The organism is Shewanella sp. GD04112, from assembly GCF_029835735.1.
In the GTDB taxonomy this organism is placed as follows: Bacteria; Pseudomonadota; Gammaproteobacteria; order Enterobacterales; family Shewanellaceae; genus Shewanella.
Genome location: NZ_JAOEAL010000001.1, coordinates 1,387,778 through 1,414,402 on the forward strand (window position 1 = coordinate 1,387,778; position 26,625 = coordinate 1,414,402).

29 protein-coding genes are annotated in these 26,625 nt (G+C 46.6%); 10 read left to right on the forward strand and 19 right to left on the reverse strand.

Features of this window, described 5'->3' with window-relative positions; translation table 11 throughout:
- Positions 1-360 precede the first annotated feature (360 nt).
- Positions 361-1,302 carry a LysR family transcriptional regulator gene (locus N7386_RS06150; protein ID WP_011625622.1) on the forward strand — a complete coding sequence of 314 codons (942 nt, stop codon included), beginning with the start codon at positions 361-363 and terminating at the stop codon, positions 1,300-1,302.
- A gap of 622 nt (positions 1,303-1,924) precedes the next feature.
- Here N7386_RS06150 and N7386_RS06155 read toward each other — a convergent pair.
- The 7 genes from N7386_RS06155 to proC all read right to left on the reverse strand — a co-directional run bounded on the left by N7386_RS06155 (position 1,925) and on the right by proC (position 8,091).
- Positions 1,925-3,772: a DUF885 domain-containing protein gene (locus N7386_RS06155; protein ID WP_279767471.1), complete on the reverse strand. Its 1,848-nt coding sequence runs from the start codon at positions 3,770-3,772 to the stop codon at positions 1,925-1,927.
- 152 nt (positions 3,773-3,924) lie between these two features.
- Positions 3,925-5,082, reverse strand: coding sequence for a radical SAM family heme chaperone HemW (gene hemW, locus N7386_RS06160; protein WP_279767473.1), 1,158 nt, complete (start codon positions 5,080-5,082; stop codon positions 3,925-3,927).
- On the reverse strand, positions 5,082-5,699 hold the full coding sequence (rdgB, locus tag N7386_RS06165) for an RdgB/HAM1 family non-canonical purine NTP pyrophosphatase (protein ID WP_086904531.1): 618 nt from the start codon (positions 5,697-5,699) through the stop codon (positions 5,082-5,084). The genes hemW and rdgB overlap by 1 nt, the downstream gene beginning before the upstream one ends.
- Before the next feature lie 160 nt (positions 5,700-5,859).
- Complete coding sequence (locus N7386_RS06170) at positions 5,860-6,294, reverse strand: DUF4426 domain-containing protein (protein WP_011621977.1); 435 nt, start codon at positions 6,292-6,294, stop codon at positions 5,860-5,862.
- 68 nt (positions 6,295-6,362) lie between these two features.
- On the reverse strand, positions 6,363-6,653 hold the full coding sequence (gene yggU, locus N7386_RS06175; protein WP_011625626.1) for a DUF167 family protein YggU: 291 nt from the start codon (positions 6,651-6,653) through the stop codon (positions 6,363-6,365).
- Positions 6,653-7,201: a YggT family protein gene (locus N7386_RS06180; RefSeq protein ID WP_086904530.1), complete on the reverse strand. Its 549-nt coding sequence runs from the start codon at positions 7,199-7,201 to the stop codon at positions 6,653-6,655. Before N7386_RS06180 ends, yggU begins: the two co-directional genes overlap by 1 nt.
- A 71-nt stretch (positions 7,202-7,272) precedes the next feature.
- The gene (gene proC, locus N7386_RS06185) at positions 7,273-8,091 is read right to left on the reverse strand and encodes a pyrroline-5-carboxylate reductase (protein WP_011621980.1); all 819 of its coding nucleotides are present in this window, start codon (positions 8,089-8,091) and stop codon (positions 7,273-7,275) included.
- Positions 8,092-8,187: 96 nt separating this feature from the next.
- On the opposite strand from proC, the gene N7386_RS06190 reads away from it, so the two are divergent.
- A complete protein-coding gene (locus N7386_RS06190; protein WP_279767478.1) occupies positions 8,188-8,319 on the forward strand; it encodes a hypothetical protein in 132 nt (43 codons plus the stop codon).
- Here the strand turns inward: N7386_RS06190 and N7386_RS06195 are convergent.
- Positions 8,316-9,032 (reverse strand): YggS family pyridoxal phosphate-dependent enzyme, encoded by a 717-nt coding sequence (locus N7386_RS06195; protein ID WP_279767481.1) that lies wholly within the window; start codon positions 9,030-9,032, stop codon positions 8,316-8,318. The two genes, N7386_RS06190 and N7386_RS06195, sit on opposite strands and share 4 nt — an antisense overlap.
- A 35-nt stretch (positions 9,033-9,067) precedes the next feature.
- Here N7386_RS06195 and N7386_RS06200 point away from each other — a divergent pair, with 35 nt between their 5' ends.
- The 4 genes from N7386_RS06200 (at position 9,068) to hemH (ending at position 12,990) form a co-directional block, all read left to right on the forward strand.
- Positions 9,068-10,105, forward strand: a complete 1,038-nt coding sequence (locus N7386_RS06200; RefSeq protein WP_011621982.1) for a type IV pilus twitching motility protein PilT — start codon at positions 9,068-9,070, stop codon at positions 10,103-10,105.
- 9 nt (positions 10,106-10,114) lie between these two features.
- A complete protein-coding gene (locus N7386_RS06205) occupies positions 10,115-11,227 on the forward strand; it encodes a PilT/PilU family type 4a pilus ATPase (RefSeq protein ID WP_011621983.1) in 1,113 nt (370 codons plus the stop codon).
- A gap of 176 nt (positions 11,228-11,403) precedes the next feature.
- The gene (locus N7386_RS06210) at positions 11,404-11,937 is read left to right on the forward strand and encodes a glutathione peroxidase (RefSeq protein ID WP_086904528.1); all 534 of its coding nucleotides are present in this window, start codon (positions 11,404-11,406) and stop codon (positions 11,935-11,937) included.
- 69 nt (positions 11,938-12,006) lie between these two features.
- Positions 12,007-12,990, forward strand: coding sequence for a ferrochelatase (gene hemH, locus N7386_RS06215; protein ID WP_088212067.1), 984 nt, complete (start codon positions 12,007-12,009; stop codon positions 12,988-12,990).
- Positions 12,991-13,051: 61 nt separating this feature from the next.
- On the opposite strand, the gene ruvX is transcribed toward hemH, so the two are convergent.
- From ruvX to N7386_RS06235, 4 genes are all read right to left on the reverse strand, one after another.
- Complete coding sequence (gene ruvX / locus N7386_RS06220) at positions 13,052-13,477, reverse strand: Holliday junction resolvase RuvX (RefSeq protein ID WP_011621986.1); 426 nt, start codon at positions 13,475-13,477, stop codon at positions 13,052-13,054.
- A gap of 30 nt (positions 13,478-13,507) precedes the next feature.
- The gene (locus N7386_RS06225; RefSeq protein ID WP_011621987.1) at positions 13,508-14,071 is read right to left on the reverse strand and encodes a YqgE/AlgH family protein; all 564 of its coding nucleotides are present in this window, start codon (positions 14,069-14,071) and stop codon (positions 13,508-13,510) included.
- A 68-nt stretch (positions 14,072-14,139) separates the two neighbouring features.
- Complete coding sequence (yciH, locus tag N7386_RS06230; protein WP_011625632.1) at positions 14,140-14,469, reverse strand: stress response translation initiation inhibitor YciH; 330 nt, start codon at positions 14,467-14,469, stop codon at positions 14,140-14,142.
- Positions 14,470-14,618: 149 nt separating this feature from the next.
- On the reverse strand, positions 14,619-14,933 hold the full coding sequence (locus tag N7386_RS06235) for a hypothetical protein (RefSeq protein WP_011716287.1): 315 nt from the start codon (positions 14,931-14,933) through the stop codon (positions 14,619-14,621).
- Between the two features lie 179 nt (positions 14,934-15,112).
- Between N7386_RS06235 and N7386_RS06240 the strand changes: the two genes are divergently transcribed.
- Together N7386_RS06240 and N7386_RS06245 are read left to right on the forward strand one after the other, a co-directional pair.
- Positions 15,113-15,673 (forward strand): DUF4136 domain-containing protein, encoded by a 561-nt coding sequence (locus tag N7386_RS06240; protein ID WP_011621990.1) that lies wholly within the window; start codon positions 15,113-15,115, stop codon positions 15,671-15,673.
- 353 nt (positions 15,674-16,026) lie between these two features.
- A complete protein-coding gene (locus N7386_RS06245) occupies positions 16,027-16,668 on the forward strand; it encodes a trimeric intracellular cation channel family protein (protein WP_086904762.1) in 642 nt (213 codons plus the stop codon).
- Positions 16,669-16,703: 35 nt separating this feature from the next.
- Here the strand turns inward: N7386_RS06245 and tpx are convergent, their stop codons facing one another.
- The 3 genes from tpx to N7386_RS06260 all read right to left on the reverse strand — a co-directional run bounded on the left by tpx (position 16,704) and on the right by N7386_RS06260 (position 18,844).
- The gene (gene tpx, locus N7386_RS06250; protein ID WP_086904763.1) at positions 16,704-17,297 is read right to left on the reverse strand and encodes a thiol peroxidase; all 594 of its coding nucleotides are present in this window, start codon (positions 17,295-17,297) and stop codon (positions 16,704-16,706) included.
- Between the two features lie 111 nt (positions 17,298-17,408).
- A complete protein-coding gene (locus N7386_RS06255) occupies positions 17,409-18,236 on the reverse strand; it encodes a mechanosensitive ion channel domain-containing protein (protein WP_086904764.1) in 828 nt (275 codons plus the stop codon).
- 32 nt (positions 18,237-18,268) lie between these two features.
- Positions 18,269-18,844 (reverse strand): OmpA family protein, encoded by a 576-nt coding sequence (locus N7386_RS06260; RefSeq protein WP_176370372.1) that lies wholly within the window; start codon positions 18,842-18,844, stop codon positions 18,269-18,271.
- 301 nt (positions 18,845-19,145) lie between these two features.
- On the opposite strand from N7386_RS06260, the gene ltaE reads away from it, so the two are divergent.
- Together ltaE and N7386_RS06270 are read left to right on the forward strand one after the other, a co-directional pair.
- A complete protein-coding gene (ltaE, locus tag N7386_RS06265; RefSeq protein ID WP_086904766.1) occupies positions 19,146-20,159 on the forward strand; it encodes a low-specificity L-threonine aldolase in 1,014 nt (337 codons plus the stop codon).
- 164 nt (positions 20,160-20,323) lie between these two features.
- A complete protein-coding gene (locus tag N7386_RS06270) occupies positions 20,324-21,790 on the forward strand; it encodes an HDOD domain-containing protein (RefSeq protein ID WP_279767493.1) in 1,467 nt (488 codons plus the stop codon).
- Positions 21,791-21,794: 4 nt separating this feature from the next.
- Here N7386_RS06270 and N7386_RS06275 read toward each other — a convergent pair whose 3' ends face one another.
- From N7386_RS06275 to N7386_RS06290, 4 genes are all read right to left on the reverse strand, one after another.
- A complete protein-coding gene (locus tag N7386_RS06275) occupies positions 21,795-22,334 on the reverse strand; it encodes a nuclear transport factor 2 family protein (protein WP_279767494.1) in 540 nt (179 codons plus the stop codon).
- A 51-nt stretch (positions 22,335-22,385) separates the two neighbouring features.
- The gene (locus N7386_RS06280) at positions 22,386-23,210 is read right to left on the reverse strand and encodes a zinc-dependent peptidase (RefSeq protein ID WP_279767496.1); all 825 of its coding nucleotides are present in this window, start codon (positions 23,208-23,210) and stop codon (positions 22,386-22,388) included.
- 103 nt (positions 23,211-23,313) lie between these two features.
- Positions 23,314-25,050 (reverse strand): GGDEF domain-containing protein, encoded by a 1,737-nt coding sequence (locus tag N7386_RS06285; RefSeq protein ID WP_279767497.1) that lies wholly within the window; start codon positions 25,048-25,050, stop codon positions 23,314-23,316.
- Positions 25,047-26,537, reverse strand: coding sequence for an extracellular solute-binding protein (locus N7386_RS06290; protein WP_279767499.1), 1,491 nt, complete (start codon positions 26,535-26,537; stop codon positions 25,047-25,049). The genes N7386_RS06285 and N7386_RS06290 overlap by 4 nt, the downstream gene beginning before the upstream one ends.
- Positions 26,538-26,625 lie beyond the last annotated feature (88 nt).

A 26,625-nucleotide genomic window follows, 5' to 3' on the forward strand; every position in this document is an offset into this window, starting at 1 on the left:
GACATCATAAATACAGTGATATAAATGAAAAAGCCCCAGTACGTTAAGTGTCTGGGGCTTTTTCTTGATTCATTTTAGCCAAGCGGAATGATATTAATCTGATTGCTTGCGGCTATTTACTATGGAATATTACATTCTAAAGACTAATGTTTGGTATACTCTTAAAATATAATGAAAAGCTGGCAATTCAGTCAGATAGAACACTCTACTTTAGCGGACTTTTTCGGGCTAAATCTCTACAACGAACCCAATTGCTGTGAGATATTAAGGCATTGAGGGATGCTTCAAGGCATTTGTGCTGCATTCCTATGCTATTCCGAAAGTTAATATCACTGTCGAAACTGCTTAAGGCGACTTTCCATGTTAGAACTGTTAGAACCTATTGCGATTTTTACTCATGTGGCCAGAGCTGGTAGTTTTAGTGCCGCCGCAAGAAGGCTTGGGATCTCTAAATCTAAGGTCAGTACGCAGGTAGCCGATCTCGAACATAGACTCGGTGTTCAACTGATCCAGCGTACCACTCGAAGCTTAAGTCTGACTGAAGCTGGACATTTGTTATATCTGCAAGGTGAAGAGTTGCTTCGCGATGCCGAACAGGCCATTGCTAGCGTGCATAACTTAAACGATGCCACCCGCGGCGTGTTAAAGGTGGGGATTTCCCAGTCCTTTGGTGCTATGCATATTATTCCCGCGCTGCCATCATTTATGGCCAAACACCCTGAACTCGAGCTGCAAGTCAGCTTATTAGATCATAAGGTGGATGTAGTCAGCGAAGGTTTAGACCTATTGTTAACTATGTCTGAGCAGCTTCCCTTGGGTATGGTGGCGCGCCCTTTGATGAAGTGTCAGTTCCTACTCGTTGCCTCGCCTGATTATATTGCTAAACATGGTGAACCGTCGCGTCCAGAGCAATTAGTCGACCATAACTGCTTGGTGTATCAAGGTGAGTGGCATGAGCACAGCATGTGGCAGTTTAAAAAGGGCGATGATTACTGTGAGATAGGTGTCTCTGGTAACTTTAGAGTGGATAACGCTCCCGCTTTAAAATCAGCTGCGATCAGTGGCTTAGGGGTTGTCTATCTTGCCAGTTACTTGATGGAAGATGAAATCGCTAAGGGCACCTTAGTGCCGCTGCTGAGGGATTGGCAACTGACTCATCATTTACCGCTACAGGCCGTTTACCCACGCCGTAAACACTTAGCGCCTAAGGTGAGTGCTTTCATTGAGTTTATTAAAGACCACATTGGTAATCCGCCTTATTGGGACATTCCCTATGCGGAACTCTTCAGTGAACGTCAGTAATTTTGGAAACATTGTTCTTAAAATGCGGTTAATGCATTTTTAGAGAGTTTGATGGTTTTGAAATTCATTTAAAATCAATTATTTGTATCGAGATTAGTTTGTATTTTAGTTTGGTTTTTTAGGGTTCTCTAAAACAGCTTTTTAGTAGGTGTATTGAAGTCTGTTCTTAAATGGATACAATGGTTGCCAGATGATTCGGAATGACCTGAGTCCTACACTTTTACTGGAAATGACCCCTTTTGGTATTAGCGTACAGGTTGGCAGCAATGCAGTTTCGGATCACAGCCAGCAGAAGTTTGCGAACTAAAACAATGTTGGCTTTTAAACCATCATCCTAGTTTTTGGTTTACCTCAGCTCATTAGGCTGAGGTAATTTTTTTCTGATGGTTGAGTGCGGGAAACGAGTTTTGTCTCTCTGTACCCTAAAGTCACACCGAGTGTTAGCTACTTGCTTAATACATCAAATATAGTGACCCACAGTGAGATAGGGTTTTATGACCAAGTCGGTGATAAATCCAATAAAAAAGCCACTTAATAGTGGCTTTTTTATTGGCTGCGATTTAAGGATTTTATTGGCAAGGCGTTCAAGGGAGGCTAGCGTTAGCCTCCCACGGTTTCAAGTTTAGGCTTTGTTAACGCTAGCAATCCATTGATCGACTTGCTCTTCCAGTACATCTAAAGGCAGCGCGCCATTTGCCAAGACTAAAGTATGGAAATCCCGGATATCAAACTTATCACCCAGTTGTTTTTCCGCCTTGTGTCTTAACTCGAGTAACTTAATCATTCCAACTTTATAGGCAGTAGCTTGTGATGGCATAACGATATGACGTTCGACCATTTTCTTCGCATCGGATGTTGCGTTAGGGGTATTATCGACGTAATAAGCTATCCCTTGTTCGCGGGTCCATTTTTTTGCGTGGATCCCGGTATCGACCACTAAACGACAAGCTCGCCATAACTCCATCGCCAGTCGACCAAAATCGGAGTAAGGGTCGGCATATAAGCCCATCTCCTTCGGGAAAGACTCACTGTAGAGCCCCCAACCTTCGATATAGGCGGTATAGCCACCGAACTTACGGAACTTAGGAATATCCTTTAGCTCCTGTGAGATAGCGATTTGCATATGGTGCCCAGGGATCCCTTCATGGTAAGCCAGTGCTTCCATCTGGTATTTGGGCATGGCTTTCATATCGTAGAGGTTGGCATAGTAGCTGCCAGGGCGAGAGCCATCGGGCGCCGGTTGTTCATAGAAGGCTTTACCCGCGGACTTTTCCCTAAAGGCTTCAACCTGTTTGACTATCATGGCCGCCTTAGGCTTGACCTTAAAGACTTCATCCAAGCGTGAGCGCATATTATCGATAAGCTTGGTTGCATCGGCTAAATATGCCGCTTTGCCTTCGGCGGTATTTGGATAATAGAACTGCGGATCATCGCGCATAAAGGCGAAGAACTCTTGCAAGGTGCCGTTAAAATTCACCTTTTTCATAATGGCGCGCATTTCATTATGGATGCGCTCCACTTCGGCAAGACCAAGTTGATGGATCTCATCCGCCGTCATGTGGGTAGTCGTGGTGCGCGCAAGGGCATTGTTATAAAACGCCTCGCCGTCGGGGAGTTTCCAAACCCCATCGCGGGTATCGGCCTTGGCTTCTAAGGTTTTGATATAGGCGATAAGCGTCTTGTATGCGGGCTCAACTTCCGAGACCAGTGCTTTTTCTGCATCGGCAATAAGCTGGGCTTTTTCTGTTTCAGAGATGCTGAGCGCATTCACTTTTTTGCGAAAATCCGCCAACAACGCACTGTCTTCGCCTTTATCAAAGGGGGCGCCTTTAATGATGTTTTGGCTGTCAGAAATCACGTAGCCGAACACAAATTTAGGGGCAATAATGCCTTTATCTGCGCGGATCTCGAGCGCCTGTTGCAGTTGGCTTAAGCGTTTGGGCACGCCATTTAAGCGGCTGATATAGGCCTTAGCATCGCTGACATCGGTGATCTGGTGTTGATTAATCAGGAAGGAGGCTATCATCGAGTGGCCACCATGCATCTGATTCACTGGGTAGTTATGGTAGCGCCACTGATAGTCTTTGATATCGTTATTAAGGTTTTGAGTGAGTAACGTCAGGCTTAGGCGAGTTTGTGGATCAAGCTTACTCGCATCCAGTTGATTCACTTCGGCTAGCTGTTTCTTGGTTCGCGCCAACTCACGGGCATCCGCCTCATCGCCAATATCGTCCCACTTATCATAGTCTTGCTTAATGCCCATATAGGTTTGCGCAATGGGGCTTGCCATGATGTTTTCCATGAAGATGGTTTCAAACAAGGCGTTGGCTTTTTCTGACTCGCTTTGGGCGGCAACACTGGTACTGGCCACATTTTGTGAGTCACTTAAGGTAGGCACCGCATGAGAAGGCAGTGCAAGCAGGGCGGAGAGAGTAAATGCGACTAAGCTGATGTTCGTTTTTATTGGCATGATCAGGCTTCCTTAACAATGTTCAGGCAATTCTAAAGAAGCAGGGGAAAAATGTATGAATATAAATGTTAGAAAATGTGTTAGCCATAAAAGGTCCTTCATCGAGAATCCTAGGCTAACACATTATTTATATGGGGAATTTAATTAGTGAATTAACAAAATTGCGTCAGTAAATCGTTCACAAACATGTGACCTTTACTGGTTAATTGCCAATGTTCAGCCGATTCGGTCAGTAAACCCCGTTGTTTGGCCTTTTCCATTCCCTCTTTCAACGTATCTCGGTGTAAACCAGTTCTGTCTTCAAACTCTTGCTTAGGAATAGGCGTCATTAAGCGCAGACGATTCATCAAGTATTCGAGGGCGCGATCTTCTTCGGCGACCTCACTCTGCTCGAAGTGATAGTTGTCGGCAGCTAAATAACCCTTAGGGTGTTTGATTTTGACCGTGCGGATAATGCGATTTTCTTCGGGCAAGGTCACTTTGCCATGGGCACCGCAGCCTATGCCTAAATAATCGCCAAACTGCCAATAGTTAAGGTTATGTCTGCATTGATAGCCGGGTTTGGCATAGGCCGAGATTTCATACTGCTCATAACCGAGTGCCGCTAACTTTTGTTGCCCTTGTTCGTAGATCTGCCAGAGATCTTCATCGTCGGGTAGTTGCGGCGGTTTTGAGTGGAACAGGGTATTGGGCTCAATCGTCAGTTGATACCAAGACAAATGCGGCGGATTGAGCGCCGCAGCGGTATCGATATCCGCCATGGCCTCAGCAAAACTTTGATTCGGAAGTCCGTGCATCAAATCCAAGTTAAAACTTAAATAACCCGCTTGGCTGGCTTTTTGGGCGGCGGTTTGGGCTTCGTTTTGATCGTGGATCCGCCCCAGCAGATTGAGCTTATCCTTAGAGAAACTCTGTACTCCAATGGATAACCGGGTGACCCCTGCGGCGCGGTAGGCACTAAAGTCATCGTGCTCTAGGGTGCCTGGGTTGGCCTCCATGGTGATTTCAATATCGTCACTGAAGGGAATTAGCGCATTGGCGCCATCCAATATCCGTTTGATTTGATTGGCATCAAACAGAGACGGCGTTCCACCACCAATAAAAATGGTGTGCAGCTTACGGCCTTGGACTAAGTGCAAGTCTTGGCGTAAGTCCGCTAGCAGCGCATCCACATAGGCCTTTTGGGGTAATTCGCCATTTTGCCCATGGGAGTTAAAGTCGCAGTAAGGGCATTTTTGTACACACCAAGGGATATGGATGTACAAGCTCAACGGCGGCAGGGTTAACTGAGGTGACACATTCACTGACATTATTGGGCGTTCCCGTCGGTAAATACGCCTTTTTCCTGCATGGCAGCAATCAGTTGCACTAAAGCTTTACCACGGTGACTCAAGGCATTTTTCTCGTCACTGCTCAATTGGGCTGCGCTGCAATCATGGTGTTCTGGAATAAAAATCGGATCGTAACCATGGCCGTTGTCACCCCGTTGCACGAAATCGATTTGGCCTTCCCACGAGGCTTGGCAAATGATGGGCGTTGGGTCCTTGGCATGGCGCATATAGACTAAAACACATTGGAATCTGGCCGTACGCGGCGCAGGATTATCCTTTAATGTGTCTAAGAGTTTTAACACATTGTCTTGATCCTTGGCATTTTCCCCCGCATAGCGCGCAGAGTAGATCCCCGGTGCGCCTTGGAGTAAATCGACTTCTAATCCCGAGTCATCGGCAATGGCGGCAAGTCCAGTAATTTGCGCCGCATGTCTGGCTTTGATAATGGCGTTTTCGACAAAGGTGGTGCCCGTTTCGGCCACTTCGCTAACGTTAAATTGGCTTTGTGGCAGCACTTTTACGCCATAGGCGGCGAGCATTTGATCGAATTCGGCAAGTTTACCTTTATTGCCACTGGCGAGGACGATTTGTTGCATGGAATACCTATTGGATTGGGCGCTCTTGTCTGTGTGTCACTGAGTGTGGACATTGAGCGATGTCATTGGACTGTATGCGGCAATGATACCCAAGCTGAGCGGTAAAGGACAGAAAAAGGCAGGACGATACTTTGTATCGTCCTGCCTTATGAGGTTGAGATTATTCGACGTAGAACTTTTGCTTAAACTGCAGATTGGTGTTGAGCTGATTACCGTGTTTGATGGCGATGTTGAAATTGATTTCTTGATCGTCGCGGTAAGGAACTTCGGCGATATAATAAATCGCCTTACCTTCACGGATCTCTCTAAATTTCAAATCGATACGCGCATCGAGTAGGTTATTGGCCACGCCAGTGATTTCAACGGGTACTGCGGGCGAGCCTTCTTCACTCATATCTAATACGGCAATGTTAATGATGCCTCTGTAGCTACTGCGTTCGATGCCATAGGATTTTGCAATGCTCGGGGTTAAAAAGGTGCTGCCCAGCGCCATGTAATGAATGTCGAAATTACCGACGGTTTCTTTTTGCTCGGCATTGGCGACGCCACACAGGCTTGCAGTCAAGGCGAGCATAATAAGGAGATTACGTAACATGATGTTGTACCTTCATATGAGGGATTACTTGAGTATAGGTCGCAGGAAGGAGACTTCCAACGGTGCGTTTATTCGAGCAATGTCGCGATTTCTGCCGGGACGTTTTTGGGCGCGCTAATCCGTACCAGCTTATGACGTCCTAATTCGCCCTTAAGGATGTGAACATCGCTTTTAGGGACTTTAAAGGCCTTGGCTAAATACTTGCTTAAATGGGCATTGGCCTTGCCATCGATAGGCGGAGCGGTGATGGCGACTTTTAACTCATCACCGTGTAGCCCGACTATCTGATCGCGACTCGCTTTAGGTTGAATATACAAATTAAGCAGCAAGTCGCCTTGCTGCATAATGACTGCGCTCATTAAATCGCGGCCCAGAATGGTACGTATTGCGCCAATAGCATGTTGATAAAGTTCATGCCGATAATCACCAACATCACCGACAAATCTAAACCACCAATGGGCGGTATAATGCGGCGCACTGGAGCCAAAATGGGCTCTGTCAGTTGACCCATGATCATCACAATGGGGTTATAGCCTTGATTGAACCAGCTTAAGATGGCGCGGATGATCAGCATCCAGAAGAGCAAAACGCCCGCCTGTTTGATAACAGTGACAAGTGCAAACACAAAGAACAGCACTAAATCAATACCGCCGCCAGCGATAAGGCTTAACAGCAACACTTTGACCATCACCACTAATAGGGCGAGTACAAATGAAGAAGTATCGAATCTTCCCATTGAAGGAATTAATCGACGCATAGGCGCGATCAACGGGTGAGTGGCTTTGACCACAAACTGACTGAAGGGATTATAAAAATCGGCACGGGCCAAGGGGAGCCAGATCCGTAATATCACCACCATCAAATACAAATCGAAGAGTGTGCTGATTAAAAAGGTTAATGCATTCATCGAGATTTCTGCCTATATGAGTCCGATTAAAAACGCCCGCGTTAAAAGTGAGTCACCCAGCAATAGCTAGATCAAAAAGTGTTAGCCATTTCCTCTGCACGTTTGATGCAGTTTTCCATCGCATTTTTGACCACACCACGAAGATCCGCCGCTTCGAATGTGGCGATGGCTTGCGCCGTTGTGCCGCCCTTAGAGGTGACATTCTCCCGTAAATTACCCAGTGTAAGCTCGGGATTTTGCTTTGCCATCATAGCAGCACCGAGGGCGGCTTGCTGTACTAAGCTTCTGGCTTTGGCTTCATCCATGCCCATTTGCTTGCCGGCATCAATCATAGATTCCATCAGCAGGAAGAAATAGGCAGGTGAACTACCCGCAAGGGCAATGACTTGATTAATCTCAGATTCCTCATTCACCCACACAATTTCACCACCGCTGGACATCAAGCGCTCGGTAATGGCTTGCTGGGCATCAGAGAGGGGCTGCGGGGCGTAGAGTCCCGTCATACCGACACCGATTTGCATTGGCGTGTTTGGCATAGTGCGAACTAGTGTGATGGGCTGTGCTAAATACTGGCTGTAGCGCTCTGCTTTAATCCCCGCAGCAATGGTTATGACCAGCTTGTTAGACATATCAATGCCTTGCAGTGCTTGGCAGACTTGTTCCATCAACTGTGGCTTAACGGATAATACGATGACATCGGCATCTTGGGCGGCGCTAACATTGTCTTGGGATACACGCACACCAAAGTCGGCGGCGAGGGCATCGAGTTTACCTTGGCTAGGATTGGTGGCTTGCACTAGTGCAGCAGGATAGCCGCTACGAATTAAGCCACTGATAATACTGCGGGTCATATTGCCCGCACCGATAAAACAGATTTTTTGTTGACTCATGTGTACCCCATAATGTCTGGCCTAGGCTGAGTGGATAACATTCAGCATTAATATCATTGAATTAGCGTTATTAGGCCGGATAAAAATTTCTATTTAATGTTCTCTAACAGTATTTGGGCTTTAGCCTCTAAAAACAAGGCTAAAGCCGATATTGCTGACTCGCCTTTGGCTATCTCTGTGATTTCCCTTAGCATCAATCGTACAGATGCATTAACCCGTAACGACTAATTGCGGGTCGTCTCTTTTGCGCCATAATCCCGTTCACCAAAGATTGCGCTGCCGATACGCACCATGGTTGATCCGCACTCAATAGCCACGTCTAAATCATTACTCATGCCCATAGAAAGCGTATCGATAGCGGGATAATGCTGCTTTAGCGTATCGAATAACTGCTTAAGCTCGCGGAGTTCGCGCCTTTGCTGCGCAATGTCATTGGTGGCGCTGGGAATCGCCATTAAGCCCCGCAGTTGTAAATGGGGTAATTGGCTGATGCTATCGGCCAGTGGCAGTATTTGCTCGGCATCAATGCCGGATTTAGTGTCTTCATCACTGATATTGATTTGAATACACACATTGAGCGGCGCAAGGTGTGCTGGGCGCTGCTCATTGAGCCGTTGGGCAATTTTCTCCCGCGAGAGGGTGTGCATCCAGTCGAAGTGCTGAGCGACTAAGGCGGTTTTATTGGATTGCAGTGGCCCAATAAAATGCCATTCAATATCAGGGTGTGTGCCCTTTAGCGTCTCAATCTTTGTCACACCTTCTTGAACATAGTTCTCGCCAAAGCAACGCTGGCCCGCATCATAGGCTGCTATAATATCTTCAATGGGTTTAGTCTTACTGACGGCAAGTAAGCGAATACTGTGAGGTAGGCGTGCGCATTTTTGCGCCGCTTGCGCGATCCTGCTCTGGGCGACTGCGAGTCTGTCTGCTATTGTTGTCATGATGTAATTATCTGGTTGCAAGGATATCCCAAACTATGGAAATCACTGAGTTATTAGCCTTTAGTGTAAAACACAAAGCCTCGGATCTACACCTCTCTGCAGGGATATCTCCCATGATCCGTGTCGACGGTGAAGTGAGAAAAATTAACCTGCCCGCGCTCGATCATCAGGGTGTACACAGCCTTGTGTACGACATTATGAATGATAAACAGCGTAAGGACTTTGAAGAGCATTTAGAAATCGACTTTTCGTTCGAAGTCCCTAATTTAGCGCGTTTCCGTGTTAACGCCTTTAACCAATCCCGCGGCGCTGCGGCGGTGTTTCGTACCATTCCCAGCGAAATTTTGTCGCTCGAGCAGTTAGGGGCGCCAGAAATTTTTAAGAAAATTTCCAGCTTTCCCCGCGGCTTAGTGCTTGTTACTGGGCCTACCGGTTCGGGTAAGAGTACCACACTTGCGGCCATGGTGGATTACATCAATGAGAACCGCCACGACCATATCTTAACCATTGAAGATCCGATCGAATTCGTTCACCAGAATAAGCAATGTTTGATTAACCAACGGGAAGTGCATCGTCATACCCACAGCTTTAATGCGGCGCTGCGTAGCGCACTGCGTGAAGACCCTGACGTAATCCTCGTCGGTGAGATGCGTGACCTTGAAACCATTCGTCTGGCGATGACGGCGGCCGAAACGGGTCACTTAGTCTTTGGTACCTTGCACACCACCTCGGCGGCTAAGACCATCGACCGTGTGGTTGACGTTTTCCCTGCTGGTGAAAAGGACATGGTGCGTACCATGTTATCTGAATCATTACAGGCGGTTATTTCGCAAACCCTGATTAAGAAAATCGGTGGCGGCCGTGTGGCTGCCCACGAAATCATGATGGGAACGCCCGCTATTCGTAACCTTATCCGTGAAGATAAAGTGGCGCAGATGTACTCAGCCATTCAAACGGGGATGGCCCATGGCATGCAAACGCTCGAACAGTGTCTGCAAAACTTAGTGAACCGTGGCCTCATCACCCGTGAGGATGCCATGGCGAAGAGCTCAAACAAACAAGCGACGTTTTAAGGATTTATGATGGATGTCCGTCCGTTTTTAAAAGTCATGGTGGAGCGTAAAGCCTCGGACTTGTTTATTACCGCAGGGTTTCCGCCGAGCGCCAAAATCGATGGTGAGTTACGCCCGTTAGCCGAGAGTGCCTTTACGCCCGCGCAGTCTTTGGATTTTGTCGAGTCCGTGATGACTGAAGCGCAAAAGAAGGAGTTTCACACGACTCGCGAGTGTAACTTTGCTTTTGCGGTTAAGGATTTAGGGCGTTTCCGCGTCAGCGCATTCTGGCAGCGTGAATCTCCGGGATGCGTTATGCGCCGGATTGAGACCAAGATCCCTGAGGTGGAAGACTTAAAACTACCACCGATTTTAAAAGATCTGGTGATGAGTAAACGTGGTCTTATCATCATGGTTGGGGGAACGGGAACCGGTAAGTCGACCTCCTTGGCGGCGTTAGTGGGTTATCGTAATGCCCATGCCCGTGGTCATATCCTCACCATCGAAGACCCGGTGGAATTTGTGCACGACCATCGCAAAAGCATCATCACTCAACGTGAAGTGGGTATAGATACCGAATCCTTTGATGCGGCGCTGAAGAGTTCGCTGCGTCAAGCACCCGATGTGATTTTGATTGGTGAGATCCGTACTCAAGAAACCATGGAGTTTGCGCTTTCTTTCGCCGAAACGGGTCACCTCTGTATGGCGACATTGCACGCGAACAACGCTAACCAAGCGTTAGACCGGATCATGCACTTAGTGCCTGAGAGTAAACACCAGCAGTTGCTATTCGACTTGTCACTCAACCTGCGCGGCATTGTGGCGCAGCAACTGGTGCCCAAAGTCGATGGCACAGGACGACGGGCGGCGATTGAAGTCTTGATCAATACGCCACGTGTCGCGAGTTTGATTGCTAAAAACGAGCTGCATTTGCTCAAAGAAACCATGGCCAAATCGAATGAGCAGGGTATGCAGACCTTCGACCAAGCCTTGCTGCAACTCTATATCGATGGGGAAATCAGCTATGCCGATGCGCTTCACCATGCTGACTCGCCAAACGACTTACGTTTAATGATCAAACTGCAAAATAAAGAGCCTACCAGTTCCAGCTTTATGGAAGGCGTGACCTTGGATATGGATTAATCCTATCTGCGGTGATGTTAAAGCAGCTCCCTTGAGCTGCTTTTTTTATCGCTTAAGCCAATCGATAACTCGCTGTAGCTTTTATTTTTTTATTCAATATGATCTCTATATTAGTGAGTGACGTAATAGAGAATAACGAGTTTGCCAATCTTGGCGCGCCCAATGAGAAGGACATTATGATGAAACTCCCCTTAGTTATCTTTGCTAGCCTGTTAAGCACTAGCGCATTTGCGGCAACTTGCCCGAGTTATCTTGATGTTGAAGTGCGTAAATTGCACTCGGATGAGAAGATTAATCTGTGTGAATTGACTCAGGGCAAGCCAGTGTTACTGGTCAACACCGCGAGTAACTGTGGTTACACTCCGCAATTTAAGGCTCTCGAAGCGCTTCATAAAGAATACAAAGACAAAGGCTTAGTGGTGATTGGTTTCCCTTCCGATGACTTTTTCCAAGAAGAAAATGATGAAAAAGACACGGCTAAGGTGTGCTACATCAACTATGGTGTTACCTTCACTATGCTCGCGACATCGCCCGTGAGAGGCAGCGATGCTAACAGTGTATTCAAATACTTAGGAGATAAAGCAGGCTCGCCTAAGTGGAATTTCTACAAATATGTCGTCAGTGGTGATGGCAATACTGTGCAGCAGTTTAATTCTAAGGTGAAACCCGATAGTGCCGAGCTTAAGCAGGCAATAGAATCAGTGCTTTAATGCCCAATTTATTCATTTTACTCATGTTAAGAGGCTACTTTGGCTAGGTTTTCAGGATTATCAAAAGAGATGGGTCACGCAAAGCGTGGCAAAGTGGGTGTGTTGTTACTTAACCTTGGCACACCCGATGCGCCAACAGCATCGGCGGTGAGGCGTTACCTTGCCGAGTTTTTATCCGATCCTCGGGTGGTCGAAATTCCAAAACTCCTGTGGATGCTAATTTTACATGGCATAGTGCTGCGCGTTCGCCCAGCCAAGTCTGCGGCGCTCTATCAGAAGGTCTGGACTGAAGCGGGTTCACCACTGATGGATATCAGCTTGCGCCAAACCGCTAAATTATCAGAAAAATTAACGGCCGATGGACATCAAGTATCAGTATATTTAGCCATGCGTTATGGCAATCCTTCTGTGGCGAGCACCTTACAAACGATGCATCAACAGGGGATTGATAAGCTGGTGGTGTTACCGCTCTATCCGCAATATGCGGCGCCGACAACCGGCTCGGCTTTTGACGCTATTGCAAGGGAATTAACCCAGTGGCGCTATCTACCATCGCTGCATTTTATTCACACGTATCATGATAACCCCGACTTTATTACCGCATTGGTGAACTCAATTCGTGCCGACTTTGAGCAACAGGGTAAGCCGCAAAAGTTAGTGCTTTCTTACCATGGTATGCCGGAGCGTAATCTGCACTTAGGCGATCCTTATTATTGCTTTTGCATGAAGACCACCCGTCTGGTGGCCGAGCAATTAGGGCTTACAGCGGATGAGTTTGTGATGACTTTCCAATCTCGCTTTGGTAAGGCTAAATGGTTACAACCTTATACGGATGCAACCATGCAGGCGTTACCAAGCGAAGGTGTACGTGACGTGGCGATTGTGTGCCCAGCGTTTAGTGCCGATTGCTTAGAGACCTTAGAAGAGATCGTGGGTGAGAATGGCCATATCTTTGCTAATGCTGGCGGGGAGAAGTTTCGTTACATTCCTGCGCTGAACGATAATGATGACCATATCAGCATGATGGCTAACTTGGTTAAACCTTACCTGTAAGGTTTATAAGTGCAGAAATAAAAAAGGATAGCTTAGGCTATCCTTTTGTTTTTATGATTTATTATTCACCGAAATGATTTTCAAAATAGCTTTCGACAATCAATACGGCAGACACGGCATCGACTTGACCTTTGGTGAGGGCTTTAAAGCCGCCGAGTTCAAATAGCCGAGCTTTTGCATCTGTGGTGGTCAGTCTTTCATCCTGAGTGACAATTTTGACCCCAAACTTAGCGTTCAGTCGGTTGGCGAACTTTCTCGCCCTGTGGGTCATTTCCTGCTCTGTGCCATCCATATTGAGCGGTAAACCTACGACGACTAAATCGGGTTGCCACTCTTTAATGAGTTTGCCAATTTCATCCCAATTGGGAATACCGTCGACGGCTTTTAGGGATAGCAGTGGTGTGGCGCTGGCGGTTATTTGTTGCCCTATGGCGACACCAATACTTTTTGTTCCAAAATCAAAACCTAAAACGGTTTTTGCGTTCATCTGTATATTCACTCGTCACAATAAAATCGGCTAGGCGTGGCCCGCCTGTGATGACAATTGCCAAGCATCAAAGCCGAGCGCACGGCTCGCTTGTTGCCATCGATCCTCGTGTTTGACATCGAAGAGCAGGGCCTGATCGGCAGGGATAGTCAGCCATGAGTTATCGGCCAGTTCTTGCTCCAGCTGGTTTTTGCTCCAACCCGCATAACCTAATGCCACGATAAATTTTTCTGGCGAGCGCTCGCTGCCAATCGCCGTTAGTACATCCCTTGAGGTGGTGAGCATAAGGCCAGAGCTTAATTCTGTACTGTTGGCCCAATAGGGCTGAGATGTATGCAGGACAAAGCCTCTATCTTGGGAAACGGGGCCACCCATTAAAACCTGCGCGCCCAGTGCTAGATCGGTAGACACTTGCTCTGCGGGTAAATCCATCTGCTCGAGCAATGAGTTCACTTCAATGCCCAGCGGTTTATTAATCACTAGCCCCATGGCGCCTTTTTCATCGTGCTCACATAGATAGATGACGGTGCGCTCAAAAAAAGTGTCATCGAGCGACGGCATGGCGATTAAAAAATGGTTCTGCAAACTCTCCATTAAATGCTCCGTTCAGCCCACAGGCGTTGACCAATAGATTAAATCCAGCGGCTTAGGCTGGTGGCGTATCAACCGCCGGCTAATTTGACTTTGTAGTTTTGTTTTTCAAGCAGTAGTTTTAGTTGCTCACGATTGTCGGTTTGCACTTCGATAGTGAAATCTTTGACTGTGCCACCACAACCACATTGTTTTTTAAGGGTCTGTGCCAGTGCTTTTAAGCCTGCTTCATCAAGTCCTAGACCTGAAATGACCGAGACACCTTTACCTTTGCGGCCTTTGCTGTCTCTGTGGATACGTACAATCCCATCGGATGCAGGGATAGCTTTGGCTTCTGGCTCGGCAGTAATCCGGCCTTTATCTGTGCTGTACACTAAGGAAACGTTGGGATCTACTCTCATAAGTCATCTTTTATCTGAATATATGCCGCTTAAGTTTACCAAACTCAACGTCTTTCGGGGAGGTAAAAAAAGGCCACTGACAGAGACTGAAAGTGGCCGAAGGTCAATGCTAGCTCTTTGCAGGGAAGTAGCATGTTTAAAAAGCAGACTTAGAGATGCTGCAATACCATAGCGATTAATGCCAATGCGGTAAGTAGGGCGCAGGGCATGATAAAACGATGCAATTTAGGGAGGGCGATTAAGCAAGCGGTGGCAACAAACCCAAAGGCGGCAACCGTGGTGTAATTTACCCCGTTTGACACAGTCTCAAAGACGAGCCAACTCAATACGACTAAAGGTAAAAACAGCAGCATCATGGGAAGATGAGGTGTGAGCTTACTGTTATGGGTATCGGCAGAGACTTTTTGCGGTGCGAACCAGAAAATCGCCGATGCCACAATCAATGCGCTAATGAACCAGTACATGTTATTTATCCCTCAATCACTTTAATTGATAATCATTATCATTTAAAGTGATTGCTGAAGTCAAGCTGAATAACACACTGCTTTTTCATCATATTGAGTTGTAGAACCGGCCATTGCTCTGTAAGCTAAATTTATTTTCGGCTTATTTGTGTTCGATAAGAACGACCAAGGAAATCATCATGAAAAATATAATTGTAGGTTTAGCCGTACTGGCACTGAGTGCCTGTAGTTCGCTGAAGTCGGGTTGGGATTTTGACCCTAGCGCCAATTTTACTCAGTACAAGACCTATGCGTGGGTCGCACAAAAGACCGATGCTTCGGGTTATCACCTCGATGGTTTAATGGATCAGCGCGTGCGAGATGCGGTGAATTCTCAGCTTTCATCTAAGGGCATGACCTTGGTTGATGCGAAAGATGCCGATGTATTAGTGAACTATCTGACCAAAATCGATAAGAAGATTAATGTCGATACCTTCAATACCAATTTTGGCTATAACCCTTACTATGGCCCAGGTTGGGGCTGGGGCGGTAACATGCAAACCCAGACCACAGTCAGAGAATACGAAGTTGGCACCCTGATCATTGATTTAGTTGATAATAAAACAGCTAAGTTAATTTGGCGTGGCTCAGTAGCTGATACTATCCGTGATAAAAATACTCCTTCGGAAAGAGTACAGCTGATCAACGAAGCGGTCGGCAGCGTGATGGCGAATTTCCCGCCAAAGCCTGAAAACAAATAATTTACTTTTAGTCTAAAAAAGCGGCCCTTTGGCCGCTTTTTTGTGGCCAAAATTTAGGCTTGATTGACGTTAAGATGAGTTTTCTGCAAATTTCTATATTTTAATTGATTATGATTTATTAAAACTTATCAAAAAATAAGCTTAATGGAAAACGGGGAATAGCTTACTCTTAGTTAATGTATTGTTATTGAAGGGTTGTAGCGTTACGCGGTATTGAAAAGTAGAAATGACTAATGCACAAATTCTATCAATAGATTAAATATTCTAATGACAAAATTTAAATAATCTCATTATCCAGTCCGTGGATTATCAGGCAAAATCCGTTCTTTATGCATGGGTAATAAGTAGTTTAAATGCAAGAAGCGCAATTTATCGGATTATTATGGTTGATTGGGATTTTAGCCGAAGCCATGACAGGGGCATTAGCGGCGGGCCGTAAGCAGATGGACTTATTCGGCGTGGTTATCATTGGCTGCGCGACGGCGATTGGTGGTGGCACCCTAAGAGACATGCTGCTCGGAAATTACCCTTTGATTTGGGTCGAGAATGTCCATTACCTGCTGGCGATTGCATTTGCGTCTTTATTAACGGTCGCCATTGCGCCTGTGATGCGTTACCTGTCTAAGTTATTTTTGGCCATTGATGCCTTGGGGTTAGCCGTATTCTCGATTGTTGGCGCCCAAAAAACGCTAATGTTAGGCTTTAGTCCAACGATAGCTGTGGTAATGGGACTCGTCACAGGGGTCTTTGGTGGGGTGATCCGCGATATTCTCTGTAACCAAGTGCCTTTGATTTTTAAGAAAGAACTCTACGCGGTGATTTCGCTTTTTACCGCAGGCTTATATATCACGCTCAACGCCTATCAATTGGCAGAGTGGATAAACCTAGTGATCTGTTTAACGCTGGGCTTTAGCTTACGAATGTTAGCACTGCGTTATCATTGGTCTATGCCGACCTTCGACTATCAAGCCAATGGCGACCAACATACGCACTAATAAAAATGGGGCAATAAATGCCCCATTTTTTATGCTTATTGCTGTGCTTGAATGGTTTTTAACGCTTCAAGCGCGGCGTCGTAATTGGGGTGTTCGGTAATATTGGGCACCAGCTCTTGGTATTTAAGCTGACCTTCGGCATCGATAATAAAGATGGCCCGAGCGAGCAAGCCGTAATCCTCAATCAATAAGCCATATTTCTCGCCAAAATCACGCCACACTGAGTCGGAGAGGACTTTGATTTTGTCGACATTCTCCACCTTACAGAAACGCTTTTGAGCGAAGGGCAAATCTGTACTAATGGTCAGCATGACAACATCATCGGAGAAGTGACTGACTTCACTGTTAAAGCGCTTAGTTTGCAGCGCACAGACACCAGTATCTAAACTGGGCACGGCGCTGATCAGCACGGTTTTGCCTTTAAAGTCACTCAGGCTGATTGGGGTAAATTGTTCGTCGACAACTTTAAATCGTGGCGCCATTTGTTCAAGCTTGGGTAATTTTCCTGCGAGAGTGACAGTCTTGTCGCCCATCATCACTTGGGTTTTATCATTGGCGATAGCGGTGGGGCTGAGAACCATTAAACTAAAAACACAGCCAGCGGCTAGAAACGAAACATACTTTTGCATTTTCTCTCCCGTACTCAGGTATGTTGTGCACATAGGCTTAAGGTACGACAAAACCTAAACTATCACCATAAAAAAGGCCGGTAATTACCGGCCTTTTAATATGCTTGCTGATTATTTGCTCTCTGGCAATTGCTTCACATGAATATCCATTTGTGGGAATGGAATTTCAATGTTCGCTGCATCGAGTGCATTTTTGATCTGTTCTAAAATTTGGAAACGCGCTGTCCAGTAATCGGCGGTTTTAACCCAAGGACGAACCACAAAGTTGATTGAAGAATTCGCCAATTCAGAAAGGCCTACAGTGTAACCTGGCTCTTTCAGTACGTATTGGTTGTTATCTAAAATCTCTGTTAATACTTTTTTGGTTTGAGCGATATCCGCAGAATAAGACACGCCAATCACTAAATCGATGCGACGATTTTCAGAGGCTGAGTAGTTTGTGATGGTGCCATTCATGATTGAAGAGTTTGGCGCCACAATTACTTTATTATCTGGGGTGCGTAATTTGGTTGAGAAAATGGTGATTTCATCAACAGTGCCGGCAATACCTGCTGCTTCAATATAATCACCTACGCGGCATGGGCGGAATAGCACCATTAATACGCCTGAGGCAAAGTTAGACAGAGAACCTTGCAGTGCTAAGCCTACAGCTAAACCAGCGGCACCGATAACGGCGACTAGAGAGGCTGTTTGTACGCCAATTTGGCCTAAGGTGGCGATAATGGTGAACACAAACACCACTGCCCAAGCTAAGTTAGCCACAAAAGACACCACAGTCGGGTCAATCTTGCGACTGTTAAGCAACTTGCGTACTAACTTTTGTGCGACGCCAGAAAAATATTTACCGACGAAGAAAATAATGAGGGCAAATAAGATTTTTAAGCCATAGGTCATGACCAAATCTGGCGCCTGCTTTAATAAACCTTCGAGGTTATCCATTAAATTACTCCCTAAAAAATACGCTAACAAAACTAGTTATTATTGACGATAAATTGTACTCGTCGATTTAATCTGCGACCTTCGCTGGAATGATTATCCGCAACCGGTTCAGATATACCTTTACCGACAACGGTAAAGCGATTTGGATTGAAGCCGTAGTCTTCAACCAAAATACGTTTCACATTTTGAGCCCGTCGTAGTGATAACTGATAATTAAACTCTGGCGTACCGACAATATCCGTATGCCCCACTAAAGTTAATCGAGTCTCAGTATTCGCGTCTAAAAAAGCTTTCACTAAGGCTAAAGCTTTCCATTGCGATAAATCTACTTCGGCGATAGCAAACTCAAAATACACAATCGCGGTCTCAATATTATGACAATCAGCGGCTGAATATGTACTGGGGTCATTGAGATCACATTGAATACTGCTGGGTTTTACTTCGGCTTGGTAAACACAGCCATTGGCCATCACTGTGGTGTTTGCAGGTGTGTTAGGACAGGCATCCTTAATATCGGGAACACCGTCTTGATCTGTATCTTGCCATGCATACGCGGGTAACATCAGGCTTAAACTCAGCGCTAAACACGTTAATTTAATCCATTGCATTACGGATATATTCACCACAAATCACCTTGTATTTTATCTTGGATAGTTAAAACCACTAAGAGATTTGCATTGCATTAGCATGAGCATCTTAGTCGGGTATTCTATCTTTTTATCGGCCTAACGCCAAGTTTTGCCCGTTATTTGATGCAAATCAATTGCATCAGCATAGATAACATTGGCTCCTTGTTGATTTTATCGGCAGACATAAGGGCAAACTATACAAATTTTTCCTTTGAGGCTAGAGTCGCACTTACGCGATGAATATCCGCGTCGGGGATAGGCACAAGAAGTCGAGGACAAGATGATAGATTTACGCAGTGATACCGTGACCCAGCCAACAGAGGCGATGCGCTTAGCCATGTCGAGGGCTGAAGTGGGTGATGATGTTTATGGTGATGATCCGACCGTTAACAGCTTGCAAGACATGGCCGCCGAGATGTTCGGCTTTGAGAGTGCGCTGTTTACGGCATCTGGTACTCAGGCCAATTTGCTTGCATTAATGGCCCATTGTGAGCGTGGGGATGAATACCTGTGCGGCCAGCAGGCCCATAACTATAAATTTGAGGGCGGCGGCGCGGCGGTACTCGGCAGTATTCAGCCGCAACCGCTGACCAATCAGCTGGATGGTACTATCGCCCTGACCGATATTGAAGCGGCGATTAAACCCGATGATATTCACTTCGCGCGCACGCGCTTACTGAGCCTAGAAAACACTATCGGCGGTAAAGTATTGCCTCAGACTTACCTAGCCAATGCGCAGGCGCTGGCATTTCAGCGTGGCTTAAAAATTCACTTAGATGGCGCTCGGGTTGCGAATGCCGCCGTGGCACAGGGGATAGGGATTGCCGATATTGCGGGGCATTTTGATTCTGTCTCTATCTGTTTATCCAAGGGATTGTGTGCGCCTGTTGGCTCACTGCTCCTAGGTGATGAGCGTCTAATTAAAAAGGCCACGCGCTGGCGTAAAATGTTGGGCGGCGGTATGCGTCAGGCGGGGATTTTAGCGGCTGCGGGTAAATTAGCGCTCACAGAGCAGGTTGAGCGACTTGGCGAAGATCATGAAAATGCTACGTATCTTGCCCAGCAATTGAGTCAGTTGAGTGAGTTTGAAATCGATTTGACCGCCGTACAAACCAATATGGTGTTTGCAAACCTCGCGCCCCATGTCGATGAGAAAGCCCTAGCTAAGCGTTGCCGTGAGGCGGGGATCCTCATCAGCCCTAGCCGTACTCTGCGCTTTGTGACCCATAAAGATGTTTCGCGTCAGGATATTGATAAAGTGCTGCAAGTGTTTAAATTGCATTTGCAGGCATAATCGGCGTGACGCCCAAGTGAAAGCTTGGACTTTTTTATACCTCTGGCTTGCTATATCGTGGATTTTAAAATCAAAAGTCGAATTGTGAGCCAGATGCTAGGCGAATTTTTTTAAGCCTATCTATACTAAAAACAATAAGTTCACATCATCGAGGTCATGCTGGGTTGAAACCTAACAATAATACTAATAAAGGGGTGGATTATTGGACAAAACGGATCAGTGAATTGGAAATGCCAGCGCTCTGTTCCACCGTCCAAACGCTAGAAAAGCTTGCCAAGGATGACGTCTCGTCTCTCGCCTTACTCGGGCGAAGCGTGATGCACGATAACGCCCTCACATCCCGCATCTTACGGGTCGCCAATAGTGCGATTTACCATAAGGGCAGTACCCAAATTTCGACCGTGAGCCGAGCCGCGATAGTGCTAGGGTTTGATGCCGTGCGTAATATCTGCATCACGGCCCAGCTATTATCGAGCCTTTTAGAGAGTAAGAATCTCGCCCCCGCCGTTTATCAACGCCTCATTAAATTAATGGCGAAGGCATTTCAAGCCGCCATGTTAGCGCGGATGATGCTCAGTGATTACGATGAGGATATTCAGGAAGAAGCCTTTATTGCGTCTTTGCTTTACCACATTGGTGAGAGTGCATTTTGGAGTATCGGCGGCGAGTTTACCGAAATTTTAGACAGTCAACTCAGTGCCAGTGAAACCCCAGCCGAAGAGCGTAGCGTCATTCGTGAAGCTTTAGGCACCTCATTTTCGCAGCTGACGCAGAGTATTGCGCGCCACTGGGGCTTAGGGGAATTATTGATCCAAGCGGTGAATTATCCTGACGATCAACGCCCTGAAATTCGCTCTATTTTTCTTGCCGATAAGCTTTGCGAAATTCTCTCCCAAGAGGTGATAGATAAAATCGAGTTGGATAAGCGTATCAGCCAAGCCGCGCATTTTACTGGGCTGGATGAGAAAGAATTAACCCTGAGAATGCAGCGCTGCACCAAGGCGACCCATAAATTAGCCGAAGCCTATGGCGCCAAGGTGTTGATTGATTATCTGCCTGATCCTAAACGCATCAATAAGCTTGAGCCCAACGTCCCTGAGGTAGAGTTGCCCGTGTTTGAGGCTAACTTGAATGTGCAATTGGCTAAGCTGCGTGAACTCACCGCCTTTGCAATCAACAAAGCCGATTTTAATCAAATCATGCAAACCGTGCTCGAGGGGATTTTAGAAGGAGTTGGTGTGGACCGCTGCGGAGTTCTGCTCTTATCTCCGAGCCGTAAACAGCTGCAACCTAGGATCATGCTCGGCCGAGACGCCGAGGAAATGAAGCAGCAGTTTATTATCGATCTGAGTGATAGGAAGGGGCTATTTCCGCAGGCGATGGAACACAAGGAATGCCAGTGGGTGGATAACCCCAATGCCAAAAAATGGCTAGAACAATGCAAAGAACTTAAGACTCAGTTGCCTGAGTCGGGTTTTTTGATGGCACCGCTCTTGGTCGATAATAAAGTGATCGGTTTTTATTATGCCGATAGGGGGCCTTCACAACGAAGCTTTAGCGAAGTGGATTTTCAAGCCTTTATCCACTTCTCGCAGCTGGCCAATGTGTGTTTTACCGTGTCGATAAAATAGTGACTTACTGAGCGTTTTTAATTTCAGCGGTAATGTGTTTGGCGATTGCATTGGGGATGGGAAAGCTCAAATGATATTGGGCAATTTTCCATTCCCCATTGGTCTTGATTAAGGTGCCAGTACCGCGACTCACGCCGTAACTTGGGCTGTTGAGTAGTTCATCGAACAGGATCACATCACCATGCTGCACTAAATGGCGGCGAGTTAAATCGTAGCGCCAACCTTTGGTTGGGCGCGAATAGCGTTCAAACTCGGCCATGCCCCAGCGCTCAGTCGCATCGGTTCCAATAAAAATACCATCCTGACGATAGAGGGCAAAATACTTGTCCCAATCGGCACTGCTCGAATATTGATTCAATTTATTCAGCACTTCGGCGGCCGCTTGCTCATCGGTCAGCGTTATTGCGGCTTGTTCGTTGGCAATGGCCGTTTGTGGATGAAAGTATAGGGCGCCAAGCATGAATACGCTGGCGCTGAACAGGGCAAGACGTTGGCGAGTGCGTGTCGAATGGGCGCGCTGCTCGGCGCGAGTGGAGATTGTCATCGAAAATTCCTTATCGTTATGGTTATTAGGCTAATCGCTATGTTGATTCGGTCAATGCCAGTTTATCGGATCGAGTTGATAAAAATGGCTCAACTCTCGATAAAGTGCTGGATGTTCAAGATTAAGCGCTTCTGGCTTTTCAAAAAAGACCTCGGTGACTACGGCAAAAAACTCCGCAGGATTGGTGGCACCATAGTAATTAAACAGTGACGGGCGGCCAAGGGCGGCAGCTTGTACTAACTCATTAAAGGCTTGATTGAATACGTTCGACCACGACAGGTAATCTTGGCGGTGTTGTAAAATCGGCGCGCCATTGGCGTGACCATCTTCTTGATCTAATTGATGGGCAAACTCGTGGATCACTACGTTGTTGCCATCATGGGGATTGGCTGCGCCCTCGAGGGTGTTCTTCCACGACAGTATCACTTGGCCCTGCTCCCAAGATTCCCCCGCGAGCACATTACGTTGCTCCCAAATCAAACCCGCGGGATCTTGGCGCTGGCTGTCGACAATAAAGGCATCGGGATACACCAATATCTGCCTAAGATTGGGGTAAAAGTCGGTGTTGCGATTTAACAAAAGCAGGCAAGCTTGGGCGGCGATAGTGACGCGAATTTCATCGGTTATTTGCAAACCGTCACAGCCAACGAATCGTTTCTCATCCAAAAAAACTTGGATGTGGCGTTTGAGTTGTAGTTGAAGATCTGCGGGTAAGGCGTGGAAATAGGGCAATCTCTTTTTCAAAATCGTTCGCCAATCCTTAGGAAAGGCACTGGCCATCACGCGCTTACGGTGGAGCGTCTTGCGCCAGCGGCTCGACGCTAACCAAGCGATCGCGCCGAGGCCAAGCGTTAGGGTAATGAAAACTGCGAGCATGAATTCCTCAGTGCACTATTTCCTTAGGTATATTAGCTAATGGGGATTCAGCGAGGCGAACTCAATGCTTTGGCTAAAAATAAAACGCTCTAGGATGTGCTGCTTACGGATAAAGTGAGGGGGTGTTGAGCAAAACTTCAGTGCGGTTTCGGCCATGTTGTTTGGCTTGATAAAGTGCTTCATCGGCTTGGCAAAGGAGTCTATTGGTGTCGATTAATTGTGACGGTTGCCAGCAGGCAACACCTAAGCTGATGGTCACTAATCCCGAATGGGAGGAATCCTCATGGGGAATATGCAGGGCGATGATGGCTTTGCGCAGTCGCTCGGCAATTCTATAAGCGTCTTCACAGTGGCTCGAGGGCAGTAACAAGGTAAATTCTTCCCCACCGTAGCGGGCAAGGATATCTGTTGGGCGTTGCAGAATCGATTTGGCTGCATTGACGACCTGTTTTAAACACTGATCGCCAACGACGTGGCCATATTTGTCATTAAATTCTTTAAAGTTATCAATATCAAACATCACTATGCTGAGTGGCATATTGTGATCGTTGGCGTAATTCAACTCCTTGTTAATTTGGCTGTCGAGATAACGGCGGTTATAACAGCCCGTTAAGCCATCGGTTTCGGCCATTGCTTTGACTTGTGCGGCATAGGTTTTTAGGGTCTCCAGCGAGCTGACCATTTGTTGCAGCTCTAAGTTATCGGTAATCGGCATTTCGGTATCGAGTTTTTCATTGGCGATGGCATTCATCGCATCCCGTGTGGCGATTACGGGTTTGATAATTCCCTTGGCGATAAAGTGCCAGCTGATCAGCCAGATAAAGAAGCAATACACTATCCCACCACAAAAAATCAGGATCACGAAGGCGGTGCTGTCGCTCTTGAGGTTAGTGCTTGCCACTTGGATTTCATCTTCTACATGGTTGACTAACACTTGGGTGAAGCTGGCAATTTCCCGCGCGGCATTGGCTTGATAGCCAAAATGCGCATTAGCGATGTGGGTGCTTTTTAAGGCGTTGCGTGATAGTTCAAACAGGTTGTCATTACCCACCATATTTTGCTTTATTTGAGATAACCAGTTGAGATACAGCGTATTATCCTGCGGTATCGAGGCGGCGACTGCCTCCATTTTGAGGAAAAGACGCATTGCATCCCGTTGCAGGCGGTTGAGTCCTATGGTGGTTTGGGTGTTTTTAACTTCATCCAGCAGCACAAACAGGTGTTCACCCTGATGCAAATAATCAGAGATTTTTTGATGCTCATTGAGGTTATGGGTTATTCCCGTGAGATTTTTTTGGGCGATAAGCTTGCTGTTGAGCTCGTGGCTTGAGTCGAGCTGCGCCTGCATCTCAATGGAAAAGGCCGATGACATTCCCGCGAGGTTCGCCTGAATATTTTGTGCTTGTAATTTGGCCTGTAAGGCGCTGTCGGTCAGGGTGTCGAGCAAGGGCAGTTGTTGCTGGAAATACAGCTGGGTATCAATTGTCCTATTTAATGCCTCATGGATATTAGTCGTATTTTCAAGACTTAACAGCACTTTAGTATCTTGCAGCAATTGTTCCCATTGATGGGTCAACTCTTGCAGTAAGCTGAGCCGCTGCTGTTCGGTATCGTAGTGATTCAGCTCTGTAGTGATAATTTGCAGTCTTTCGCTGTTTTTTGCCAATTGCAGCGCTGTGGTGACTTTGACCACATCACTGCTCACCAATTGCTCTATTTTGGTCCTTAACTGTTGTGACAATAGGATGGCGATAATGCCATTAAGCAGAGCCATGCCTAGGATGAAATATAAGGCTAGCGTGATTTTATGTTTAAGACTGGTGAGCCGTTTCGAGTTCATTTGTTTTTCTTATCAATTGCAGGCACTTCCCCATAGGTATTCTGCAGGTATTTAATTTTGTTACTTAATTCAATAAAAATATCGGTACTGTTTGCTTCGTGTCGGCTTGCGGCATAGCAAGCATGGCTTAGCTCAGGATAAATCTGCCCCATAGCGGTAGTGGTAAAGTGTCCAACTTCCAATACCTTAGTTGACCAAAACAAGTTTGCTACGTGGCTTGCCTCAAAGGCGCCGGCAATGGATCTTTTTGAAGCTTGTTTAAATTCGGGGGCTGTGACGACATCCATGCGACAGGGATTACCGCCTCCTAGAGCATAGGCATATTGGGCTTCATAGGTGCCCATGTATTTGAGTAACCAATAGGCGGCTTGCGGATTTTTACTGTCATAGCTCACTGCAAAAGCGTAGGCGCCGTTATAGGGCATGCCGCCAGGCACTTGGGCTACGCCAAGTCGAGCGCCAGGTATGTTGGTTTCGACTTTAAAGGAGGCTGACCATAGGTTGTTGTAAGCAAAGGGCCAAATCGCCACTTGTCCCGTTGCCATTGCATTGGCTGCTTCGTTGAAGGCAAATTTATCATCTGCTGGAATGGCGTAAGTCATGAGTTTTCGATAGATAGCGCTCGCTTTTATCGCCTCTTGGTTGACTGCGGGCACTTCGAAGTGGGTGATCTGCTTTTGCGGATTATAGACAGGCCACATCCAAGCGCCCCCTAAGCTCCAAATGATGCTCGAAAATTCATCGTTAATATGGGGCTTATTGCCAGACATTAAGGCGAGACCATAAAAGTCATGGTTTAGCGGTTTATCGGCGAGGAGTTCACCCGCTTTTCGGGTAAAAAACGCAGCTTGATCTTGCAATTGGTCGAAGTTAGTCGCGGGTTTGAGGGGATAACCAAAGCGCTGCTGAAACTGCGTTTGTTCGGTTTTATTCTCAAATAAATCAGCGCGGTAATGACTTCCCATCACGTAGTTGTTGTAGGGAATAGCGTGTAACTCACCGTGATAGGACAAAATATTCAGCAAGGATGGGTAATAAGGTTCGAGATAGCTTTCCATCGCTTTTTCACCGTCGGGATCGTAGAGTTTTGCGAGTTCTAATAGGGGGACGGTATAACCATTGGCGGCCCACTCTTTTGCCCAGCCGGCCTCCATGGTTAGCAGATCATATTTTCCTTCGCCTTGCAGCAATGCATGGGTCTGTAGTTCGAACATACCTTCCAGCTCGGTACTGACCACATTGACTTTAACGCCGGTTTTTTCGGTGAACTTGGGTAACATTTCCCGCGTTAGGTAGTCAGTCCAAAAGCCTTTTTCGGCGACTAAGGTGATGGGCGTTTTGTTCGTAAGAGGGGGTATTTGTGCCAAGGAAAATTCCGCTAAGGCAGGTGCTGCTAGCGTGAAACCCAGTCCGACAAGTAAGAGTGACAAAGGTTTTAACAAGAATAACCCCTCGGATACAAGTGTTAACATGCTAATAAGTAGCATTAATCATCTCGACTGTACAATAAGGATAGGCTTGATAAAAAACTATGTCTTAATTTTTGTAGGGTTTTGAGGCGAAAAAAAACGGTGA

Coding starts and splice junctions, on each gene's coding strand:
- N7386_RS06150 (WP_011625622.1), top strand. CDS start 361: ATGTTAGAACTGTTAGAACCTATTGCGATTTTTACTCATGTGGCCAGA.
- N7386_RS06155 (WP_279767471.1), bottom strand. CDS start 3,772: ATGCCAATAAAAACGAACATCAGCTTAGTCGCATTTACTCTCTCCGCC.
- hemW (WP_279767473.1), bottom strand. CDS start 5,082: ATGTCAGTGAATGTGTCACCTCAGTTAACCCTGCCGCCGTTGAGCTTG.
- rdgB (WP_086904531.1), bottom strand. CDS start 5,699: ATGCAACAAATCGTCCTCGCCAGTGGCAATAAAGGTAAACTTGCCGAA.
- N7386_RS06170 (WP_011621977.1), bottom strand. CDS start 6,294: ATGTTACGTAATCTCCTTATTATGCTCGCCTTGACTGCAAGCCTGTGT.
- yggU (WP_011625626.1), bottom strand. CDS start 6,653: ATGAGCGCAGTCATTATGCAGCAAGGCGACTTGCTGCTTAATTTGTAT.
- N7386_RS06180 (WP_086904530.1), bottom strand. CDS start 7,201: ATGAATGCATTAACCTTTTTAATCAGCACACTCTTCGATTTGTATTTG.
- proC (WP_011621980.1), bottom strand. CDS start 8,091: ATGAGTCAACAAAAAATCTGTTTTATCGGTGCGGGCAATATGACCCGC.
- N7386_RS06190 (WP_279767478.1), top strand. CDS start 8,188: ATGTTCTCTAACAGTATTTGGGCTTTAGCCTCTAAAAACAAGGCTAAA.
- N7386_RS06195 (WP_279767481.1), bottom strand. CDS start 9,032: ATGACAACAATAGCAGACAGACTCGCAGTCGCCCAGAGCAGGATCGCG.
- N7386_RS06200 (WP_011621982.1), top strand. CDS start 9,068: ATGGAAATCACTGAGTTATTAGCCTTTAGTGTAAAACACAAAGCCTCG.
- N7386_RS06205 (WP_011621983.1), top strand. CDS start 10,115: ATGGATGTCCGTCCGTTTTTAAAAGTCATGGTGGAGCGTAAAGCCTCG.
- N7386_RS06210 (WP_086904528.1), top strand. CDS start 11,404: ATGATGAAACTCCCCTTAGTTATCTTTGCTAGCCTGTTAAGCACTAGC.
- hemH (WP_088212067.1), top strand. CDS start 12,007: ATGGGTCACGCAAAGCGTGGCAAAGTGGGTGTGTTGTTACTTAACCTT.
- ruvX (WP_011621986.1), bottom strand. CDS start 13,477: ATGAACGCAAAAACCGTTTTAGGTTTTGATTTTGGAACAAAAAGTATT.
- N7386_RS06225 (WP_011621987.1), bottom strand. CDS start 14,071: ATGGAGAGTTTGCAGAACCATTTTTTAATCGCCATGCCGTCGCTCGAT.
- yciH (WP_011625632.1), bottom strand. CDS start 14,469: ATGAGAGTAGATCCCAACGTTTCCTTAGTGTACAGCACAGATAAAGGC.
- N7386_RS06235 (WP_011716287.1), bottom strand. CDS start 14,933: ATGTACTGGTTCATTAGCGCATTGATTGTGGCATCGGCGATTTTCTGG.
- N7386_RS06240 (WP_011621990.1), top strand. CDS start 15,113: ATGAAAAATATAATTGTAGGTTTAGCCGTACTGGCACTGAGTGCCTGT.
- N7386_RS06245 (WP_086904762.1), top strand. CDS start 16,027: ATGCAAGAAGCGCAATTTATCGGATTATTATGGTTGATTGGGATTTTA.
- tpx (WP_086904763.1), bottom strand. CDS start 17,297: ATGCAAAAGTATGTTTCGTTTCTAGCCGCTGGCTGTGTTTTTAGTTTA.
- N7386_RS06255 (WP_086904764.1), bottom strand. CDS start 18,236: ATGGATAACCTCGAAGGTTTATTAAAGCAGGCGCCAGATTTGGTCATG.
- N7386_RS06260 (WP_176370372.1), bottom strand. CDS start 18,844: ATGCAATGGATTAAATTAACGTGTTTAGCGCTGAGTTTAAGCCTGATG.
- ltaE (WP_086904766.1), top strand. CDS start 19,146: ATGATAGATTTACGCAGTGATACCGTGACCCAGCCAACAGAGGCGATG.
- N7386_RS06275 (WP_279767494.1), bottom strand. CDS start 22,334: ATGACAATCTCCACTCGCGCCGAGCAGCGCGCCCATTCGACACGCACT.
- N7386_RS06280 (WP_279767496.1), bottom strand. CDS start 23,210: ATGCTCGCAGTTTTCATTACCCTAACGCTTGGCCTCGGCGCGATCGCT.
- N7386_RS06285 (WP_279767497.1), bottom strand. CDS start 25,050: ATGAACTCGAAACGGCTCACCAGTCTTAAACATAAAATCACGCTAGCC.
- N7386_RS06290 (WP_279767499.1), bottom strand. CDS start 26,537: ATGCTACTTATTAGCATGTTAACACTTGTATCCGAGGGGTTATTCTTG.